Origin of the sequence: Gardnerella sp. DNF00550 (genome assembly GCF_049262685.1) — a bacterium.
GTDB classification, from domain to species: Bacteria; Actinomycetota; Actinomycetes; order Actinomycetales; family Bifidobacteriaceae; genus Bifidobacterium; species Bifidobacterium leopoldii.
The window spans coordinates 884,992-906,684 of record NZ_CP058397.1; the positions used below are offsets into that span (position 1 = coordinate 884,992).

22 protein-coding genes are annotated in these 21,693 nt (G+C 38.4%); 4 read left to right on the forward strand and 18 right to left on the reverse strand.

What is annotated here, in order from left to right; translation table 11 throughout:
- Nucleotides 1–217: 217 nt before the first annotated feature.
- The 3 genes from HXT29_RS03340 to HXT29_RS03350 all read left to right on the forward strand — a co-directional run bounded on the left by HXT29_RS03340 (nt 218) and on the right by HXT29_RS03350 (nt 3,340).
- Nucleotides 218–1,318 carry a ThiF family adenylyltransferase gene (locus HXT29_RS03340; protein WP_020760720.1) on the forward strand — a complete coding sequence of 367 codons (1,101 nt, stop codon included), beginning with the start codon at nt 218–220 and terminating at the stop codon, nt 1,316–1,318.
- A complete protein-coding gene (locus HXT29_RS03345; RefSeq protein ID WP_020760721.1) occupies nt 1,308–2,555 on the forward strand; it encodes an MFS transporter in 1,248 nt (415 codons plus the stop codon). Before HXT29_RS03340 ends, HXT29_RS03345 begins: the two co-directional genes overlap by 11 nt.
- Nucleotides 2,556–3,166: 611 nt before the next feature.
- Nucleotides 3,167–3,340, forward strand: coding sequence for an IS3 family transposase (locus HXT29_RS03350; protein ID WP_422118271.1), 174 nt, complete (start codon nt 3,167–3,169; stop codon nt 3,338–3,340).
- A gap of 128 nt (nt 3,341–3,468) precedes the next feature.
- Here HXT29_RS03350 and HXT29_RS03355 read toward each other — a convergent pair whose 3' ends face one another.
- From HXT29_RS03355 to HXT29_RS03400, 10 genes are all read right to left on the reverse strand, one after another.
- On the reverse strand, nt 3,469–3,693 hold the full coding sequence (locus HXT29_RS03355) for a hypothetical protein (protein WP_004114701.1): 225 nt from the start codon (nt 3,691–3,693) through the stop codon (nt 3,469–3,471).
- Nucleotides 3,694–3,706: 13 nt separating this feature from the next.
- Nucleotides 3,707–4,270: a hypothetical protein gene (locus HXT29_RS03360; protein WP_004114700.1), complete on the reverse strand. Its 564-nt coding sequence runs from the start codon at nt 4,268–4,270 to the stop codon at nt 3,707–3,709.
- 225 nt (nt 4,271–4,495) lie between these two features.
- Complete coding sequence (locus HXT29_RS03365) at nt 4,496–4,621, reverse strand: hypothetical protein (protein WP_421777202.1); 126 nt, start codon at nt 4,619–4,621, stop codon at nt 4,496–4,498.
- Nucleotides 4,622–4,911: 290 nt separating this feature from the next.
- A complete protein-coding gene (locus tag HXT29_RS03370; protein ID WP_004114696.1) occupies nt 4,912–5,385 on the reverse strand; it encodes a thioredoxin family protein in 474 nt (157 codons plus the stop codon).
- A gap of 5 nt (nt 5,386–5,390) precedes the next feature.
- Nucleotides 5,391–5,780 (reverse strand): thioredoxin family protein, encoded by a 390-nt coding sequence (locus HXT29_RS03375; protein WP_422118272.1) that lies wholly within the window; start codon nt 5,778–5,780, stop codon nt 5,391–5,393.
- A 3-nt stretch (nt 5,781–5,783) separates the two neighbouring features.
- On the reverse strand, nt 5,784–6,434 hold the full coding sequence (locus tag HXT29_RS03380; protein WP_422118462.1) for a hypothetical protein: 651 nt from the start codon (nt 6,432–6,434) through the stop codon (nt 5,784–5,786).
- Nucleotides 6,403–7,275 (reverse strand): ABC transporter ATP-binding protein, encoded by an 873-nt coding sequence (locus tag HXT29_RS03385; RefSeq protein ID WP_415695935.1) that lies wholly within the window; start codon nt 7,273–7,275, stop codon nt 6,403–6,405. The genes HXT29_RS03380 and HXT29_RS03385 overlap by 32 nt, the downstream gene beginning before the upstream one ends.
- Nucleotides 7,276–7,279: 4 nt before the next feature.
- Nucleotides 7,280–7,672: a hypothetical protein gene (locus tag HXT29_RS03390; protein ID WP_016828761.1), complete on the reverse strand. Its 393-nt coding sequence runs from the start codon at nt 7,670–7,672 to the stop codon at nt 7,280–7,282.
- 118 nt (nt 7,673–7,790) lie between these two features.
- Nucleotides 7,791–7,970 carry a hypothetical protein gene (locus HXT29_RS03395; RefSeq protein ID WP_205411975.1) on the reverse strand — a complete coding sequence of 60 codons (180 nt, stop codon included), beginning with the start codon at nt 7,968–7,970 and terminating at the stop codon, nt 7,791–7,793.
- A 988-nt stretch (nt 7,971–8,958) separates the two neighbouring features.
- The gene (locus tag HXT29_RS03400; protein WP_004113328.1) at nt 8,959–9,243 is read right to left on the reverse strand and encodes a hypothetical protein; all 285 of its coding nucleotides are present in this window, start codon (nt 9,241–9,243) and stop codon (nt 8,959–8,961) included.
- Between the two features lie 177 nt (nt 9,244–9,420).
- Here HXT29_RS03400 and HXT29_RS03405 point away from each other — a divergent pair, with 177 nt between their 5' ends.
- A complete protein-coding gene (locus HXT29_RS03405) occupies nt 9,421–10,992 on the forward strand; it encodes a glycosyltransferase (RefSeq protein ID WP_225622771.1) in 1,572 nt (523 codons plus the stop codon).
- Between the two features lie 345 nt (nt 10,993–11,337).
- Here HXT29_RS03405 and HXT29_RS03410 read toward each other — a convergent pair whose 3' ends face one another.
- The 8 genes from HXT29_RS03410 to HXT29_RS03445 form a co-directional block, all read right to left on the reverse strand.
- Nucleotides 11,338–12,756, reverse strand: a complete 1,419-nt coding sequence (locus HXT29_RS03410; protein ID WP_422118273.1) for a class I SAM-dependent RNA methyltransferase — start codon at nt 12,754–12,756, stop codon at nt 11,338–11,340.
- A gap of 37 nt (nt 12,757–12,793) precedes the next feature.
- Complete coding sequence (locus HXT29_RS03415) at nt 12,794–13,600, reverse strand: DUF3159 domain-containing protein (protein WP_422118274.1); 807 nt, start codon at nt 13,598–13,600, stop codon at nt 12,794–12,796.
- Nucleotides 13,601–13,624: 24 nt separating this feature from the next.
- Nucleotides 13,625–14,389: a DUF3710 domain-containing protein gene (locus HXT29_RS03420; protein ID WP_004105066.1), complete on the reverse strand. Its 765-nt coding sequence runs from the start codon at nt 14,387–14,389 to the stop codon at nt 13,625–13,627.
- Between the two features lie 179 nt (nt 14,390–14,568).
- Nucleotides 14,569–15,435, reverse strand: coding sequence for an exodeoxyribonuclease III (locus tag HXT29_RS03425; protein ID WP_422118275.1), 867 nt, complete (start codon nt 15,433–15,435; stop codon nt 14,569–14,571).
- A 179-nt stretch (nt 15,436–15,614) separates the two neighbouring features.
- Nucleotides 15,615–17,639, reverse strand: a complete 2,025-nt coding sequence (locus HXT29_RS03430) for a dipeptide ABC transporter ATP-binding protein (RefSeq protein WP_422118276.1) — start codon at nt 17,637–17,639, stop codon at nt 15,615–15,617.
- A gap of 24 nt (nt 17,640–17,663) precedes the next feature.
- Nucleotides 17,664–18,656 carry an ABC transporter permease gene (locus HXT29_RS03435; RefSeq protein ID WP_004105075.1) on the reverse strand — a complete coding sequence of 331 codons (993 nt, stop codon included), beginning with the start codon at nt 18,654–18,656 and terminating at the stop codon, nt 17,664–17,666.
- 12 nt (nt 18,657–18,668) lie between these two features.
- The gene (locus tag HXT29_RS03440) at nt 18,669–19,595 is read right to left on the reverse strand and encodes an ABC transporter permease (protein ID WP_004105077.1); all 927 of its coding nucleotides are present in this window, start codon (nt 19,593–19,595) and stop codon (nt 18,669–18,671) included.
- Nucleotides 19,596–19,796: 201 nt separating this feature from the next.
- Nucleotides 19,797–21,425 (reverse strand): peptide ABC transporter substrate-binding protein, encoded by a 1,629-nt coding sequence (locus HXT29_RS03445; protein WP_101885958.1) that lies wholly within the window; start codon nt 21,423–21,425, stop codon nt 19,797–19,799.
- Nucleotides 21,426–21,693 lie beyond the last annotated feature (268 nt).

Here is a 21,693-nt window from a genome sequence, read left to right on the forward strand (position 1 = left end):
TTCTAGAATTCTCAACTTTATCTTAAAAATTTTCTGGTTTTTTTAGTTCATACAAAAGAATCGCCGAACAATTTAAAATAAACTTACTCAGGCGTATGATAGCTGCGGTAATTTTCAGTAATGAAAAGAGGTGATAAGAATGCACGTAACTCCATCAAACTGATTGATTACTAATAAATAATGATCTCTATAATAGATCTTTTACAGCACGAAGAGAATGAATAATTCTCGTCGTGCTGTTATTAACGTTATTCTCATTCAGGAGATTTCTATGTTTTTTACTTCAAAAACTTTTCGCTCACAAAAAGGTGCAGCGCAATGCATCATGGGGCTAGGTACTCATCAAGAATTTGTTGATCGACCAACTGCTGATAGCTATATTTCTATTCTAGCCTTTTGTCTACAAGGCAGAAGCTTAGAAGAATTAAAAACTTATATAAGTAATAATCATTTTCCGTGGGAATATATTGAATGGTTGACTAGCCATAATTTTCTCATAAAAACTACTAATACATACCTTTCTGAATGCGAGGAATTATATATTAAAAATCAACTTTTCCTTGATAGTCTTTTCAATCGTACGTTCGATATGAAAAATACTTTCGGAGACTACACAATAATTATTGCTGGATGCGGAGGTATTGGTAATTTTATTTCTTATGCTATTTCTTCACTCCCAGTAAGGAAAATAGTCTTAATAGATTTTGATCATATCGAAGAATCTAATCTCAATAGACAATTTTTATTCACTAGTTCAGATATCGGGCAACTGAAAACTGAAATTCTTGCTAAGGCCTTACGTGAAAGAGGTTGCAAAGCTGAAATAGAAACATATTCCAGTAAGACTTCTTACCAAACTTTATCAAAAATACTTTCTAATAATGAAGGGAAAATGTTCTGCATATTGTCTGCAGATAGTGCAGGAATTCTACAAGATACTACGAAATGTTTTGCTGAATATGAAGTCCCATTTATTAATGTTGGATATTTCAATGATATTGCAGCTATAGGTCCACTCTACGATCGAGATCATGCATGCCCACTATGCGGTAACGCATTAAGTGTGGAAGCAAAATGCAGTGCAACCGATACCAATAATTTGTACGAATTAATTAACCGTAACTATTCAGCTCCTTCTAGCTTTACGAATAATGCACTTGCTTCAGCAATGGCAATGAGTGACATTATCTCGTATATTGTAGGTGATAAGGAAGGCGTACAATCGTTCAATAAGCGCATTGGGATTGACACACGCACGCTTAAACGTTATGAACTTCCTGTAGAAAAAGACTGGAAGTGCAAATATTGTGGAAAATAATATGCGCACACTACCTACTCCATTACAGAGAAACATATTTGTATATTACTCCGTTGCAGCAATTTACATGCTTTCAATTTCTCTCCCTCATGCGATTCTTACACCGTTACTCATTCAAAAAGGATTATCCTTCGCTGACATTGCTACCATACAAATTGCATTCAGTATTGCTGTAGCGTTGTGCGAGATTCCTAGTGGCATTCTATCTGACGCATTTTCGAGAAGAACCGTCTATTTATGGTCAAAGTTTCTAATCATTACTTTTTTCTTGATTGTTTACTTCGCACATGGGCTTCAAGCTATGACCATTGCATGGTTTATTTATGGAGTATCTGTAGCTTTTGATTCTGGAACTATTGGTAATGAAATTATTTTACGTGTACGAGATCACTATGATCATTCAGGTGAATCTTCTGCAAAAATGGTCGACACTTTAGTAAGGCTTGATACGAGGATTGCTACGATATGCATGATTATTTCTGGTTTTCTCGGATCATTCATATATCAGCAGATAGGTTTTTCTTTATACTGGTGTTCACTTATCGGTGCAACAATTTGTATAGTTACTATTTTTATATGTTTCCCAGCTAAAAACATTGGTACAATACCACAAGACAACAGCGCATATATTACTAGAATCAAACACGTTTTTACGGAAGGTGTTCGTGAACTTATTGACAACAAAAATGTGGGCATTTATTTTTGCGCACTTGCCACAACACAAATATTTTTCCAATCACACTTTCAATTTTGGCAATCATTCTTCTTGGAAATTGGCATGAAACAACACTATTTAGGTCTTCTCTACGTACTATTTCAGTCAGTGTCATTTGTCGTTTCATTCGTTTCCATGCGTGGAATACTGGCTCGTTACAAATTGGCATCACTATTACCTTACGTATTATGCGCAACAGTATTTTGTATCGTATTGTTACTAATGCCAGTAAATATATACATACAAATATTTGCGTATAGTATATTTGTTGCCATATTTTGGGTTGTTTCTAATGATATCAATGCGCAACTACGCCAAAATCTTACGGAAAAAGCCCTCAGTACCTTAACGTCACTTGCATCTATGATGACGAGAATCGCGTCAATCATAGTTCTGACTATCCTATCTGTCTTGTTACATTTGTTGCCAGTGCATGTGGTAATACCTCTGATGTTCGCTATAGCAATTATTACCACTCTTGCATCATATTTGTATGCCAGTCATAAAAATACTAATTGTTAAACTCTACATGTCCTCAATGAATAAATGTAAAATACACAAGAAGAAAATGATGGAAGAAAAAACAATAAGTAGGCACTGCTTGTTTTAAGTAATTAGCATTGTTTATTATCAGATGGCTCTAGCTATATGTTAGAGTCATTTTTTGTATGTTATCTTTTAAGTGTTATTTGAGATACTATTTCTTATTTTCAATAAGAAATAGTATGATGCTCCAAGCTAATGGTTAAAAACTCAATGTCAAAGTTTCAGGATTCCTACAAAAAGTTTCAGAGTACAAGGCTAAGGTTTCATTGTGCCAACACGTAATGAAACTAGAAGCGTGTTTTGGTAAAAAGATATTTTTAACCATAATAAATATAAAAGTTGGATTTCTACCACAGAAAAAATTGAGTTTTCAGAGAAACGCTCAACAAATTGGATGACATATGTAGATGAACGTCGAATGGAAATAACGTGCGGAGAAGCCCCGTTATAATGCAACAACCGGCAAAATAATTCCACTTAAGCAACGTATTGGACTTTTAGAGCGCAAGATTAGAGTAGTTAAAGAGAATAGTTATAATGAAACAGACTGGCTCAAATGTTCTAAACATGCATTTTTGAATCTATTTATGGTTTTTAATATCAAGAAGATAGCCTGCTTCTGGCAAGAGAAAACCTTCTTGCAACATAACTGTGATAGTACAGAAAAATTACGTCAAGCTATTCATACTTATATTGATTCTTACAACAACCACAGAATTAAAATGGGGCTTAAAAGACAATTATGGAACATCGTGGTATGATTGCACAAAATGTCTAAAAAATTGTCCTAAGCCCCTTTTGTTTTCAATGTCAAGTAATACTAAATGTTAAGCCTTTTCAGCTTAACTACAGCAAGTTTTCCTTGGTATTTCAACGAAAACTCGGTTTTTTAGCACACTTTTTGCCGCTTACCCTCAAAAATAGTTCCTTCATTAGGCAACAACATCGTTGTCATCAAAGCAAGCATGAACGTAAACGGACCGAGCGCATTCCCATACGTTTTGAACATCACACCAAAATCATGGCCGTATACCACCATCGACAAGTAAAGGAACATAAAATTCACAGCTGTAAACATAACCAACTTCAGCACGAACATAAGAACCTTGTACATAAGAATATCCTCCTCACTTACTCCACGGAGTCGCACACCAAATAGCAGAAGCTGCTAAACTTGCAGCTAGGCCCACAGCTCCACCTCTAAATGCGGCTGGACCAACTGCCTTTAAAATATACATAGCAGCTTGCTTCCAAAGCTGATTTTCAAGTAACCTTGTTAAAGCACCATTAAATACTCCAATAAGGGTGCTTATACCAGTAGTTTCAAGTACACATTTAGCATAATCCTTCGAACGCACTGCATGATTATCATTAGACGAAATCTCACCAACAGATGCATTTGCATTGAGCTTATGAATTAAATTCTCAAGCACTTCTTTCGGAACATGAGAAAACTCCCCTGCTTGTGTTATAGTCCATTTTTTATTAATTTCATTAAACTTGAGATACTTTGAAAAAATAATTTCAAGACGCTTAGCATAATTATCTATATTCGCATCACTGACATTGCTTTCTACAACACTTGGTCCGTTATCCACTATCTCACTAGCTTGAGCAGTTGATACCAGAGAAATACAGGTTGATAATGCTACAACAACTACAGCAATAGACTTAAAAATATGACATTTCATAGAAATTCTCCTTTGTAATTACAATATATAAAAGACCTATCATTAGGTTTAACACTCATCCTATTCCATAATTTTTTGCAATACAATTGTTGTTGTTATTTTTGATAACACATAAAATGTATAAGGTATTCTAAGTTTTACTTATAACAAATAGAAATAGGGTTATTACCCCAAATACTAAATTATGCAAATGGACCACAATTAGAATACTTTAATGAAACTAACCTAATCTACTGTTGTAATTAAATGATGAACTCTTGCAATAATCCCATTGGTAGTGTATGCAGCAACAAGATGGTTAAGAATGGTAAAACCAGTGCAAAGAAAATACGATGGAGATATGCGAAACATGCGGCTCTTTTTTAATACAACATTGCCAAGATATAACACGTAAAAAACTGTTACATTTGTTTATGAAATGGCTGTTAAGTTTTTTAAACAAAAACTATAAATACTCCTCACGAGGAAAAGAAGAAATAACAGGGTACGGTAACGCGATTAATCCCGTACAAACCATGGGAGGATTCATACTTGTTTATACGAAAAGGGTTGGCAGGAATATGAGAATATGGTAACGACACACCAATTCTATGCACACTTTCTAGGAAATAACCATAAAAATCAAGCATTTGCATTATTAGTTATTCTGAAACAAGATTTCTACTAATCCACATCTCTAGTTCTTTAAGAGAGAATCCGCCATGCTCCTCAAAATCTAGTTTTGTTAACAATTTTCTATGATTATATATAGCCAACGTCGGAGTACCTTTAATGTTATACTTCTTCTTAAACTGAAGCCATTCAGATTTATTTTCGTGAATCCTCTCAACATTGACATAATATAATCTATCACTAATTTTATATTTGTCGATCATTTCCCCCAATATTTGATCAAATTTATTACAATCACCACAACCCGGCCTTCCAAAATAAACTATAAGCTTCTTTCCATCATTATTGCGCAACACAAAATTTTTTTCCAACAGGCTATTTAACTTATCATACATAGTCAATGTAGGATGCGTCATATCCTTTTCGTAAGTTTGTCCAACAATAAAATAAGCATTTGCAATTAGACTTAATACTAAAACAATGTATAAAATAATCTTCTTCATCGCTACTAGCTTTCTACAAAAGTCTTTAACTCTTTCAAATTCTTATATCCTTGAGAAATTACCAGTTTCCCACGCTTCCTCATTACAATAGTTGGAGTATTGTAAATCTTTATTTCAGCTGCCTTTCTCACAATTTTCGTGTCTGTGGCATCCCAATAATAAATTTTAGCATGCGTTTCATCTTGATATTCTTTTAGAACTTTATTGAATTCCTGACATGCTCCACAGCCTGAACTACCAAAATAGAGCACTTCTCCAGTTTTAAGATTTGAGATATTATTCTCCTGTAATACTGAAAATGAGGGTCTTAAGCCACTCAAATGAATATATGCAATAAAACCAACGAATAACATTATGACAATAGCTGGAAGTATACGAGATATTACACTTTTCATAACTCAGTACTCCTTTTTCATAAATTGGAATAACGACAATAGGAAAAACATAACAATATACATTAGAGCAATAATACAAGTTACAGGCGTAAGAGCGGTGAACGAGTCTGGTGATAAATAATAAAATATCTGAAAAGAATACACGGATGTTTGAGACAATATTATGTTTATCAAATTCGGCAATATCCATAATAATATAAAGGAAAGAATCATTGTAACACCAACTTTTTCAAAATATATCAACAGATTCATATTTATAGCAATATACAAAAGGAAAATTATCGGATATACGAGCAGTTGATGCATAACTATCCCTAGAGACGAGTATTTTAGTGACAAAAATACCAAATTTACGACTAGATAAATGCTTACGTATTCACCATATATAAAACACAATAATTTAATCCTATTAGGAATATACTCTAGATAATGATGAATAATTTTCTTCTCTTGCCATTCACCAATTGATAATATCTGATATAGGCTTAAAAATAGTATAGTTATCGTTGAAAAGAATTTATATTGTGATAAAAATGCACCTCTTTTAGATTGAAATACTATAAACACGCAACATGCCAAATACAAAACAAAAGACAATAAGAAAAGCTTCTGATGACTAAACTTAATAATTTCTGATTTTATATAGTACTTCATCATCATCTTCCTCCAACATAAAATCTTTAATATCATGCGTAATATCACTGTATTCCACGATTTGTACCCCATGCTCAATCAGCAATTTAAGAACCTTGGCAATATCCTCTCTAGGCAATTTAATTCTAAAAGTTGATTCTTTGTTATCTTTGCTACGACAAAAAACCTCATATCTGTTAGAAAGCAATTCACTAATATCCACACCATTTATAACAATCACATTATAAATTCTTAGATTATCATTAAAATTAACAATTTTTTGAATTTTCCCTTTTTTTAAATACCATACAATATCAGCAATTTCACCTAACTCATCTAATATATGACTTGAAATTACAAGGCTTTTACCTTGTGAGCGCAATGACAAGATAGTGTCTTTTAACTGCTTTATAGTAAGAACATCTAATCCATTGAAAGGTTCATCAAGAAGAATAATTTCACTATTTGAGAGCAATATTCTAGCAATATTTAATTTTTGCTTCATACCTAGCGACAATTGTTTAAACTTTTTATTTTTTGCTTCGTCGAGACTCACCTGATGCAATAATTTATCACAATTAAAGTCTTTTCTCCCCATCAAAGCAGCAAACACTCTAAGATTATCCTGTACAGAAAATTCGTCATAAAAAGATGGATTCTCAATAGCAAATGAAAGTGAACCGTCCAATTCAATATTGCCTTGATAATCAACTATCAAATTTGCAATGCACTTCATTAACGTGGTTTTTCCTGAACCATTATTGCCTACTAACGCAATAATTTGCCCAGCACTGCTTTCCAAAGAAATGTCATCTAAAACGACTTTTCCCCCATATGATTTTTTCAAATGAGATATCTTCATAAGATTACCTCTTAACAAATGAAACTAAAAATTTCCGATCTCCTTTTACAGAAATCTTACTATCTTCACCAATAAAAATTTTAGGACTCTCTTCGTAGATAACAGCATTTTTAACATTTCCTGGCTGTTTCTGAGCACGCACAAAAAGAGCATCATCAAGCTTGTACAGCTTTCCAGCAAAGCGTATCTCTCCTTTGCCTCTCTTTGCATAAATAGCATACACTCCTGGCTTTAACGATAAGTTATCGTTATTCTTATAATCTCCTGAAACTAGTGTTGGCAAATCATCACGAACCATACCAAAACGAACATTATTTGTCTTATACCCTACATACAGCAGACTGACAAGACCTAGGATTACTATGGTAGCTGCAAATATCCATTTTTTGCTTTTCATTTCTTAATCACATCCAAATCTATTATTTCATCAGCAATTTTATCGAACATTGCATCATGAGTAACAATAAAAATCATCGCAGTCTTTTTTAACTCCAAGACTTTGTCTATAAAAATCTTCATTGTTTCAAAACCTCTTCAATATTAAACAAAGATAAACCTTGCTCAATATCTAAACTAGAAACAACCGATTTAAAACTTCTTTCATTAAATCTATGATAATTTTCTAGCAATGATTTGATAACTGCAATACCGCAATCTGAAGTCAAATTTTGCATATTATGAGGATAAGCCACCATCTATTGAGCTCCTCAAAGTTTCAAGGCGTGTAGGCTATCATAGCCTCCACGCTACAGATTTAATCACAAATGTTAAAAAGCATCATACAATCAAATCAATTTTCTCAAATACTAAATTACGCAAATAGATTACAATTAGAACACTACAATGAGACTAACCTAATCTACTGTTGTAATGAAATCTGGTAATATAATCATATGCAGAACTAGAGAATCATCCCCAGCAGATGAAACCCCAGACAACGCACATCCATCCAGCTCTAATCGAGCGAGATTCTTCTAGTGTTAGCTTCTTCATAATAATCATCTCCTCTCTTTCAAGTAAAACCTCCTATAGAGCTAAATCCGCAACATCATAGACGAATGTTGCATTCTCAACTCTCACCATAATTGTAAAGCATTTATAATGTCTTGTTAATACACTGTAACGAAAATGTTATAACACATATACACCAGATATTTCCACCAACTTTCATCCTGGCATTAATGTAATCGCGAATTATGTATGATCTTGAAGATAAAATTCACATGAAAATATGCAGACTATCCTCTATTACGATTGCTCATTTTTCTCAATTATCGGGTTATAGACCAAAAAATAAGGTACGACCACACCTTATATGTGAAATCTTACCTTATTTTTGTTTTATGACTTCAATTTCCCACCTCACACCCTGGGTGCAAAGTGGGTGCACCTTTTAACGTTAACATCCTGTGCACTCAACCCTAAAGCGTAGACATGTTCCCTCAAACAGCCAAATCACGTTCAAAAACCGCGAGAACCCAGCCTAAAGCCGCCTCGCATTAAACCTTTTAACGATAGCCCTCGCTAAGCCCTGTTACACAAAGGCAAATTTGCACCCACCTATTAAGCCTTTGACATCAATACGACAGTCTCCACGTGAGATTGTTAGGCTATTTTCAGAAATTGGTCTAACCCTTTAGTTTTTCCTGTATTACTACGGTTATCACTGCTTTGCTTTTTCAGTTATTTCAATTCTCGATTAGGTAATTTTCCAGTTCTCAAAGCGACAGTAACAAACTCAACCTCTTGCAAGCACTTCTCGCAAAGTTCATAACCTTCATTGAAGTTCACTCTTGACCTAAATGTGCTAGCAATGAATTCGCACGGTGAGGTGATCCTTTCAACTATACCGCACCGTTCACACTCAGCATACACATTCCCATCCTTAATCGGAATAAACATTCCATGGTCTTTCTCATTTCCCATGACACTAACATCTTCGAAATCATCAAATTTTACATAGAGCATATATAGTCCTCCTTTATTGGTATGTCTATATACGCTCTAATTCCAGATAATATCAAGTTTTATTGTCAGCCACTCTACCTGTATTTATATCTATCAGAATTTTGCAAGCAAAACCTATTTTTTAGCACTCGCATAAAAACGTCTGGGAAAACGTCCCCCCCCCCTAGACTTTTCCCCATGTTAAAGAAAGCATCACTATACGTAACTATTCTCATAACATGGTTACTACTATTCTTGATCTTTACACCATTCGCTATTAGAGAATACGTTTTTTCTGGAACAAGAAACACTACGCTAGATATTCTCATAGCATTAAACGCAATCTTCATAATCTACTTCTGGCTAAACGGCACTAAAGATATCATCTACGTACTATGGTTCTACCTGCATAAGAAATCCATTACACAATACGTTCAAAAAGTCTCTTGCATGCCAATACCAGCAAACAAGCGTATCGTAATGCTCTACTGTACTTGCAACGATTTCGAAGGTGACTCACTCACTCAATGCTTAAAACAAAAGTACGCCGGATCAGTCAAAACAGTCATCCTTGATGATTCTAGTGACCCTAATTACAAAAATAAGGTAGACGAATATGCTAAAGAACATAATGTAGAAGTAGTACGCCGCGAAAATAGAAAAGGATTCAAAGCAGGAAATCTCAACAACTATTTACACGGACGAACTGACTACGATTACTTTGTTATTCTCGACAGTGATGAAATCATTCCTTCAGATTTTATTATTCGATGCTTACAATACTTCCAATACTTTAAAAACGCTGGAATCGTACAATGCAATCACGTAGCAACACGTAACATTAACCGCTTTATGCACCTACTACACATTGGAGTGAACAGCCACTGGCCTGTGTACCAAACAATGAAACATCACTATGGTTTCATGTCTCTATTAGGACATGGTGCAATGGTAAGCCGCGAATGCTACGAAGCAGTAGATGGATTACCAGAAGTTGTTGCTGAAGACTTATGCTTATCAATTGAAGCACGCAGTAAAGGATACTATGTTGCTTTCGCACCGAACATAACATGCGAGGAACAATATCCGATTGACTATCTAGCTTTTAAGAAACGACATAGTAAATGGACTCAAGGTAATTTCGAGTTCATGAAATGCTACACTAAACGCATTTTCACATCTAAAATGCGATGGTTTGAAAAACTAGATATTTTCCTGTTCACCTACAACCTGCCATTAACATCACTTTTCACATGCTATGTAGCAATGAATATCATATTCTTCCCAGCGCTGCACTACGATTTACACTATCCAGCATGGCTACTTGTACCAACCGTAATATTCTTCATGGCACCAATGCTAAACGACGTATTCTTCTGGCTTGGTAAAGTATCGCTCAAACATTTACTACTCTACATGCTTTTTACTTTCTGCTTGTACGGTTCAATGCTTTACGTGTCAATGAAATCATCATTCCTAGCACTTACAGGAAGAAAAGCCATATTTGTTGTCACACCAAAAACAACGCAACATATTACATTAGCTGAATCATTACGAATGAACATTCAAGAAATAATATTCTCAATAGTTCTTATCACTCTCTCATGCGCGTTCAAAGGCGGAATACTACCAGTCATACTCATAGTAGCACCAACACTTTTCAGCATATATTTAACAATGTACTCGAACTCTAAAAAACCTATCGATACACCACATCATGCTAGAAACAAGTACAAAACAAGAAGACCACTCGCACACGCATACCGGTGATATAAACCCACAAAAAATAACAGGCATTACAGAAAATGGTAAAAAGGCGAAATTAAGGCAACAACTCTACACACAGAAAGCAACAGTTTCAGAGTTCAGAAGGAAAAGTTTCATTGTATCCAAGAGTTAAGAAACTAGAACCAACCTTCACCAGCTGGGTGCAAAGTGGGTGCACTTTTTAACGTTAACATCCTGTGCACTCGACCCTACACCGTTGACATGTTCCCTCAAACAGCAAAATCACGCTCAAAAACCGCGAGAACCCAGCTTAAAGCCGCTTCGCATTAAACCTTTTAACGATAGCCCTCGCTAAGCCCTGTTACACAAGGGCAAACTTGCACCCACCTAATCAGCCTTTGACATCAATACAACACTCTCGACGTGGTGAGTGTTGGGATATATGTCGAACGCGCGCAAAGACTGAACGCTGTAACCAAGCTCCTTAAACGTGCCAACATCGCGAGCAAGACTGGTCGGATCGCAAGCAACATACACAACGCTTCTTGCTCCAGACTTCGCAATCTGCTTACAAACTTGAGCTTTAGCACCAGCGCGAGGAGGATCCAACACAACAACATCCGGATGCGCAAATCGGCGCACAATCTTAGATGACTCACTCGCCTTAAACACCTGCGATTCAAGCGTTTGCGCAACATCGCCTTCAAGCGCTTCAACAACATCCCTGCTAAGACCTGCGCGCCCAATGTTTCGCCTTGCATTCTTCACAGCAATCGGCGCACCCTCAATACTAAGAACGCGCGCTGGCTCTGCAGAACCAAGAGCGCCAGCAGCGCAAGAAGAATCTCCGCCAATATTAGCCAAAGTCGCAAGCGGAATCGTAAACAAACCAGATCCAGAATACAAATCCCACAAAACCGTATTCTTAGTGCGCCCACCAAGCGCAGAACGGACTAATCCCAAAACGTAGTTCACCAAATGTTCTGGAGCTGCGCGATGAATCTGCCAAAAACCACGCGCGTCAACATCGTAATCAAAAGTACGCGCACGCGATGAATCACCATCAACCGCAACGCGCACGCGCTCTCGCAACAAAGCCGATCCTGCAACCAACTCATCATTTACTATAAGCGCATAATTTTCGCCAATCGCACTAAGGAGCGCAGACTTATCACCAGAAATACCAAAGTCCAAGCCCTCAACTCGAGGCTCTGGAACAGCAAGGCGAATTTGCGAATTTGGCTCAAATTCTCGATTCCACAAATCCAAAGAATCCGCAACAGCTAAAACAGCGCGCGACGCAAGCGGCATAGTATCAATCGCAATGCGATCATGCGACTCACGCTTTCGCATAGACAATCGCCCTTCATCATCAGTAACCAACTCCATGCGCGTACGCCAATTAAATCCGTTAAGCTCCTCATCACCTGGCATTCGCTCAACTCTAACATCGTTATCCGCAACATCCATATGCGCTAAACGCTGGAATTGATTGGCAATTACGGAAGCCTTCCAACGAATCTGCCCAGGCAAAGAAACGTGAATTAAATCTGCGCCACCAACTCCGCCGCCTTGAGCCAAAGGACCAGCGAGCTTCCATTGCGGCTCCACACGATTCGCACTAGGCTCCAAAACTTCCACAACTTCACCGGTAAAAAAGTGCGCTTTTGCACGCATCGGCTCATCCATACGCACAATAACCAGCTCACCAGGCAGCGCAAATCGCACGAATACAACGCGTCCGTCAAGATGACCTACACATCTGCCTTGATCCGCATATCGCTCGATTCGCATCGTCACTTGCATAAGCTAACCCCTAGTTTTGCGTTTTGTTAGGCTGATTTTAGTTAAGCTGATTTTCTTCGCTCTGCTTCTCTTCATGATTTTTATGATGAAGTCGCATAAACGGCGTTGCAATAATCAAGTAAGAAACCCAAATTGCGAGCGCCCAGAACGGCAATCCCATAATCAAGCGAACGGTACCAAGCCACACAACGTGATTCGTCAAATATAATGGCACTTGCAAAACGAGCCTCAGCACAAAAACAGCAATCCACAATCCTGTCACATACATATACGCTCGCTTAAGCGGCTTATAATCGAGCCATTCGTGAAGCCACGCACCAAAGTTTTCTGTAGGCATTTTGCGAATTAACTCAATCACAATCCCTAAAGCAGGCACGCGCACAATCAGCGAAATAGCAAGAAGCGCACCATAAACAGCGTTCGTAATAAAGCCCATCATATAGTAGTCGCGCGCTTGGTGACTCGTCCACACCCAAACAAGGCAGATTCCAATGGAAATAAGTCCACTAATTGCTCCCATAAGCGATTGCCTCTGAATAAGACGAATCACAACTTGCAAAACAGCAATCACAGCTGCAACAATAACCGTTGTTTGCACATTTCGTGTTACAACGAAGCAAATAACAAACAGCAAGCCTGGAAGCATGGATTCGATTACGCCTCGAACGCCACCCATTGAATCAATTACAGAAAATGTAGACCCTTCGGCTCCGATTGAAGCCAATGTCGCTAGTCCTGAGCGTTTTTTGGTTCGCGCAGAATCGTTGGTTTGCGCAGAATCGTTGAGTTTTACTTCATTTGAAAACTCTTCTTCGGATTTCTGTAAAGATTCTTGTGAATCCATTCAATTAACTTTCTACTACTTGCATTATCTAATTTCAGCAAACATTGGACCGCGTGTAAGCGTAGTTTTTACTTCTACTTGTTGGTCGTAACCTAATGGTTTATCGTCTTTTTTTAGTGCATTATTAGCATCTTCATCAGACGTATTATTTTCCCCATCTTTACCGCTATTTTCTGCATTTAAAGCAGCTTCTTTTTCTTCTCTAGTTATTGGATCATGCATAGGAATAAAATCGCGAGGCGCAAGCGGCTCTTCACCACGATTTACAACAATCCCCTTAAACCATTCGTCTAATTGTTTTGTTTCGTTATTATTATCTGCAAGCTCTGTTGCTGCAGGTCCAGAGAATACTCCGCGAAGCATCCACCTAGGACCATCAACGCCAACAATACGCGTTGTAATGGTTTTTTCTCCAACTTTTACAGGTAACAGTAGCTCAGTACCAAATTCGCCTTGTACTGTACACGCTTGACTATTACCATCAAGCAAATCTTTGCACACTTCTAGCCAGATACCAGATGTTTTAGGGGCAGCAAAAGCTTCAACTTCTACGCTTGAAGAACCATAAGTTACTGTCATACCAAGAACTTGCGATGTTTCATGCTGCTTTTTTACTCGCAACTCAATGCCTTGAAAGTATGGAATATAGATTGAACCAAAATCTAGATAATCGCTAAAATCAGGAGCATCTTCATCATTGAAATCCCATGGACCAGTTTTTACCTCTACGATTTTGTCTTCAACTTTTGAAGATTTTTCTTCTTCATGTCGGCCAAATAACCAACCCATTATTCCTCATTTCTTAAAACAACAAATCTACAAAAATATATTTATTATTTATTATTGTAAATTGCCTAACCTCACCAGGATAGCACAAGCAAAGCACTGAAAAATTTGCGTATATAGTACATTCATATACACATGCGATTACTTAGTTACTTCACATTATGCAAATTAATACTTACGCATCACACGTCATACTTTATACTTAACGGCGCGTGATCAGACCATCGCGCATCATAGCTTTTAGCACGATCGATCACAAATCCGCGAGCGCTTTCCGCAATTTCAGGAGTTGCGAACTGGTAGTCTAATCTCCAACCAACGTTATTGTCGAAAGCTTTACCGCGCTGGCTCCACCAAGTGTATGGTCCTTGAATATCTCCTGCAAGCATGCGCATAACGTCCACAAATTCATATTCGTTAATCCAGCGATCAATATACGCACGTTCCTCTGGCAAGAATCCTGCACTTTTTTCATTAGCCTTAGCGTTTTTAATATCAAGTGAAGTATGCGCAATATTAAAGTCACCGCACAAAATCGCTTGATTTCCACCATTTGCCGCAATATTTCGAAGCTCCCCCAAACGTATAAGCATTGTGTCTAAAAAGCGGAATTTTTGTTGCATTTTTTGCGGATCGTCCACATTTCCAGCATGAACATACACAGAAGCAATAGTGATTTCATAGCCGTCAGGAGTACGCACGTCAGTTTCAACCCATCTACCAGAATCAACATCCTCACTTAAATCAGGCAAACCGTAGCGTTTTTCAACTACAGGAAGGGACGTAACTAGAGCTACTCCAGCTCGACCTTTTACACGGCAAACTTCATTTGTATAAGTAAAATTATCGTCTTTTATAGAATTTACGATATTTTCAGACGCACGATATCCCATTTCAATTTTTGTCATAATTGGGTCGATTGCATCCTGCGGAGCGCGCACTTCTTGCATACACCACACGTCTGGAGTATGCGCGTCAGACCAGTTAAGCATACCTTTGCGCTCAGCTGCACGAATACCATTTAAATTCGAAGTCGTAATTGTAATCATGTAATCAACTCTAATATGTACACAACACAAACAGCTCCATCACTAAACAACGGACATAAATCACGCAACCAACACAGATTACAAGTTATGGATTACTCAACCAATAAACACGGAATTAATAGAAAAATAAAAAGGTGCAGATTCTATAAAACCTGCACCTTTTCATCAGCTCGTACTATTTAGTCTAAACCAAGCTCCAAATTTCCTCCTGGAATTGCATCGAGCAAATCGCGAGTGTATTCCATCTGTGGATGATCGAATACCTCATCTGTAGTTGCATGCTCAACAAGCTTTCCATGCTGCATAACAACAACTTCGTCTGCAATCTGACGAACGACAGCCAAATCGTGTGTGATGAACAAATAGCTCAAACCACGCTCTGCCTGCAAATCGTTAAGCAAGTGCAAAACCTGATCTTGCACAAGCACATCCAAAGCAGATACAGCTTCATCGCAAACTATAACATCTGGGTCCAAAGCCATAGCACGAGCAATTGCAATTCGTTGACGCTGTCCTCCAGAAAGTTCGTTCGGGAATCGAGTCATAACTGAAGCAGGCATACGAACCATGTCTAGAAGCTCTACCACACGGTTTTTACGACTCTTTTTATCACCAATCTTATGAATACGCAGAGGTTCTTCAATTGAACGATAAATTGAGTACATAGGATCCAAAGAACCATACGGATTCTGGAAAACTGGCTGCACATGGCGACGGAAGTCAAGCAAATCCGCACCCTTTAAATCGGAAATATTCTTACCTTCGTAAGTAACAGTTCCACTTGTTGGCTTAAGAAGTCGCAAAACCATATTCGCAACGGTAGATTTACCTGAACCAGATTCACCAACGATAGCTAACGTTGTACCACGCTTAATAGAGAATGAAACGTCGTCAACAGCCTTAAAAAGCTCTTTCTTGCGAGGAAGCTTAAACTCACGAGTTAAGTGATCCACAGTAATAATATGCTCACTTTTTTCAAGAGTTTGCTCACCTACTACGTGATGCTCAAGCAAGTTATCAGCGTTACCACCGTGTTCTTTAACAGAAATAATGCGCTGAGAAGCTAAGCTTGGAGCGGCAGCAACAAGTCTCTTTGTATACGGATGCTGAGGATGCTGCAAAACTTCCAACGATGGGCCAGATTCAACAACACGACCCTTATACATAACAACAACATGCTGCGCGCGAGAGGCAGCCAAGCCTAAATCGTGTGTAATGAAGAGAACAGAAGTTCCGAGCGAATCAGTTAGTGTATGCAAATGGTCAAGAATACGCTTTTGCACAGTAACATCCAAAGCGGAAGTTGGCTCATCTGCAATAAGCAAATCCGGTCGGCAAGCCAAACCAATAGCAATCAAAGCGCGCTGACGCATACCACCGGAAAACTCATGTGGGAACTGACGTGCACGAGTTGCAGCATCTGGCAAACCAGCTTCGTCAAGCAAACCAGCAATACGATCTTCAACGCTTGCACCTACAACATACTTTTTGGCGATTTCCCAAGCTTTGTCGTCATTCACACCATATTTGATTAAATCGTCTGCTACGCGCCAACGAGTTTCAGAGCCTGGAACCCACTCTTTCTTGTAGTAATCAATAGCTTCATTGAACTTTTCAGCATTATTATGCTCATCAAGCCCAACTTCTTTCAAAGCTTTCTTAGCGACTTCAATCAAATCTGGTAATTCTTTAGAGCCAAGGAATGTTTCATCCTCATTGCTTTTGACTTGAACAGAATCGCCTGCAAGAGCCTCAGCTAATGAAGAACGCTTCTCGTGATCAACGTCAACACCATTTGCGATTAATGCTTCTTTAACTTGTTCGCCAATACGCCACACAGGGTTCAAGTTGCTCATAGGATCCTGCGGAACTAGACCCATTGCAGTACCTCGCAAAGCAGCAATCTCTTTTGGCTTCAAACTGCTAATTTCTTTACCCTTGAGCTTAATAGATCCACCTGTAACATGACCGGCTCCAGGAAGAAGACCAAGAACAGCCATTGCAGAAGTGGACTTTCCTGAACCAGATTCACCTACAATTGCAACCCACTGACCAGGATAAACACAGAAGCTAGCATCTCTAACAGCATGAACAGCTTTTTTTGAGTCTGTTGTGAAATCAACCTGGAGATTTTTTACTTCCAACAATGGCCCTTGCTCTAGCTGCATGGCGCGAATGTCTATATCTTTACGTGTTGTATTCATAAGTTTTATTCCTCCACGCTAAATTCACGCCTTACGGCTCTTCGGATCTAATGCATCCTTTACAGCATCACCCATCATAATAAAGGCGAGCACAGTAATTGCGAGTGCAATAGACGGATAGAACAAGACTTCTGGGTTCGTAGTAAGAACATTTCTAGCGGTAGAAATATCTCCACCCCAGCTGACGGTAGTACTTGGTAAACCAATTCCAAGGAAGCTTAATGTTGCCTCCAACACAATATAAGTTCCAAGCGAAGTTGTTCCAACAACAATGATTGGAGCCAAAGAGTTCGGGATAATGTGTTTGAAAAGATTACGTATTGGAGTAGATCCTAAAGCAGTAGATGCGGTATTGAATTCAAGATTTTTTGATTCCATAACAGCGCTTCGTGCAATACGAGCAACGCTAACCCATCCAAAAAGCACCATAACAAGCACAATTTTCCAAATTGATTTAGATGTACGGAACATTTGTAAAACTACGATTGCACCAAGAAGCATTGGTAAGGCCAAGAAGATATCAGTTATTCGGCTGAGAATAGTATCAACCCAGCCTCCGAAGAATCCTGCTAACGCACCAATCAAAGAACCAACAAGTACAACCAAAATAGTTGCAAGCAAACCAACACTTAGCGATGTACGAGTACCATAAACAACTCGAGCATAAATATCGCAACCTTGCATATCAAAACCAAATGGATGCGCGGCTGAAGCTGGCTCAAGAGAGTGTTCCAAAACGCAATAATTAGGATTGTGCTTTGTAAGAATGCTTGGGAAGAATGCAACAAAAATAATTGCAATAATCAAAACTGCAGAAACAATAAACAATGGATTCCTGCGCAAAGTTCTCCAGGTATCTGCCCACATACTCGTTGCAGCAGCGGATTCGTCTACGGAATCCACTTCCTGAATAGGCGTATCGTCTAATGGTGCAACGTAGCGTTCTTGCCCCGGTAATATATTGCAATTTGAAGCATTATTTGCAATCAAATCATTTTTCATCAAATTATCTTCCATAGTGTACTCCCCTCACGCGTAACGAATGCGCGGATCAAGAGCCGCGTACAACATATCAACAAGAAAATTGCTAAATACAAATATCAATGTCAAAAGCGTGACAATGGAAACAACAAGGTTTCCTTCTCCTTTTAGAATCCCTTGATATGTGAGGAATCCAACGCCATGAATGTTGAAGATTGTTTCCGAAATCATTGCACCGCCCATAAGAGCACCCAAATCCTGGCCTAAGAAGGTGACGACAGGTATAAGCGAGTTGCGCAAAACGTGGCGAACAATAACAGAGCCTTCTTTTAAGCCCTTTGCACGAGCTGTACGCACGTAATCAAGCGAAATATTTGAAGAGATTTCAGATCTTGTAAGTCGAATGATATACGCCATAGACACAGAACCAAGAACCATTGCAGGAAGAAGCAAATCGAAGAATCCAGGATCGTTACTAGCTGTAACTGGTAATATACGCCATTTAACACCAAATAAGTATTGTCCTACGAAACCTGTCACAAATGTTGGAACAGAAATAAGAAGAAGTGATACAACCAGGATCACACTGTCATACCACTTGCCTTTCTTCAAACCTGAAATTATGCCAAATATGACACCAAATATTGCTTCGAAAGCGAATGCCATAATTGCTAGTTGAACAGTAACTGGGAATGCACGACCAATTTCATCGATAACTGGTTGACCTGCAAAAGTATGACCAAAATCGAGGGTAAGAGCATTCTTTAAGAATAGTAAATATTGAATAATAAATGGTTTATCTAAGTTATACTCGGCTCGTATTTGTGCAGCCACTGCAGGATTAACAGGTTTTTCTCCAAACATTGCTTTTACTGGATCTCCAGGCAAAGCAAATACTAAAGCATAAACTAATAATGTTGTGCCGAGAACAACAGGAATCATCTGCAAAATACGACGCAGAATGTACTTACCCATCGAATTCTCCTTGAATTGTTAAAACTTACTCAAAAAACAACAAAGTGCCGCTCCAGCTCAATAGTTTTATTTAACTAGTTTAGCTGGAGCAGCAATTTCGCAATAAGCGATATCAAATTATTGAGAGGAACCAACTAGTGTTACTTACTAACTTTCTAAAAAGTATGTAACACTATGCTGTTTTCTTAATTAGCTACCAGCTTATTTGTGAAGCTGATAGTACAGCGGCATATTCTGCCAATCCATTGTGAAGCCCTTCAAAGTTGGAACCATCACAGCCTTAGCGTTCGAGTAGAACAATGGGACAGATGGAAGATCCTCAAGAAGGATTTCGTTTGCTTGCTGATAGAGCTTAATAGCCTCTTCTGGCTTAGAAGATGCAGCTTTCTTAAGTAAATCGTCGAACTTTGGATTCTTATAATCACCTTCGTTGGAGCCATTGCCATCAGCTGCAACGGAAGCAAATTCCTGAGTCAAGTAATTTTCTGCACTTGGATAATCTGGCATCCAACCTGCACGCCATGCACCCTTAATCTGACGCTTAGCGCAAGCATTACGGAATTCCTGGAATGTAGGAATTGGAGTGGTTTCAGCCTTGATTCCGAGATTATTCTTGAGGGAATTCACAACAGCATCGAACACAGACTTTGCATTTCCATCGGCATTGTAGGAGAAAGTAAGAGATCCATCATACTTAGAAATCTTATCTGCCTTAGCCCAAAGTTCCTTAGCTTTCTTTGCATTAAATTCTACGTTCTCGTGACCCTTAAGATCAGCCTTATAGCCTGGAGTCAATGGAGAAGTAAATTCGTTTGCAGGAGAAGCAGTGCCATTGAGAATCTTGTCGATAATCACCTTACGATCTATAGCCATAGAAATAGCTTGACGACGAAGCTTACCTTCTTCAGTCTTTACATCGAAGTGTGGGAGGCTTGAAGGAATAGTGAACTGCTGGATTACAGAACCTGGACGGTTGTAAGCCTTAACAGTTGTATCCTTCTGGAAAGTCTTAGTTTGGGTATCTGGAATATTATCAGTCATATCGAGGTTTCCAGCCTGCACATCGCGGTATGCAGCGTTACCATCTGTATAAACCTTGAAAGTTACGCCATCATTCTGAGCTTTGCGCGGACCATTGTAATCAGGATTCTTTACAACTTCGATCTGCTTGTTGTGATCCCAAGACTTGAACAAGTATGGACCAGAAGAAACAGGCTTTTCGCCATAAGCCTTTGGATCCTTGTAGAAGGATTCCGGAAGTGGAGCAAATGCCAAGTAGCCAACCTTAATTGGGAATACAGAATCTGGCTGTTCCAGATCAACGGTAAAAGTATTTTCATCAACAACCTTCAAACCAGAAAGCTGTTCGTCACCCTTAGTACCATCCTTCTGCAAATCAGCATAACCCTTAATGGTTTGGAAGAAGGAAGCACACTTCTGAGCATTCTTAGCGTTAGCGACGAAGCTCCAAGCCTTCACAAAGCTTTCGGCTGTAATAGGAGTGCCATCGCTGAACTTCTTTCCTTTCTTAACCTTCACGGTGTACTGGGTAGCATCAGCATTTGGAGTGATGCTTTCAGCATCCTCATTTACAGGATTACCCTTTTCATCGAAAGTTACCAACGTGGAATTAACCAACATGGCAGGACGAGCGCCAGCATTTTCGTTAATGTTTCCAGGGACTAATTCGTTTTGTGGCTCAGAGTTTGAAACGGTAATAATAACCTTGCCACCGTTTGTTTGTGCATTCTTAGCGGAAGAGCCACAGCCACCAAGTAACATTGCCAGCGAGCAGGCAGCAGCAGCGAAAGCCAAAGCCCTATTCTTCATATATTTTCTCCTAACGTCTGGTAGGCAGGATTGTCATATCACAAAAAAGCCAAGCATCAGCTAAAACATAAAAATCCATCCGGTTTTTATTGCCAGATGGATTCTCGCAAGCCAATGACGAGGCCTCTTCGTTGATTAAAATTCAATGATACGTATTTTTACAAACAATGCAATAGTAAAAGAAAATTGAAAAAAATATTGTATATTAGTAATAATTAATTATTTAAGTCTAGATTTAATTATAAATACCGAAAATTTTATTATTTAT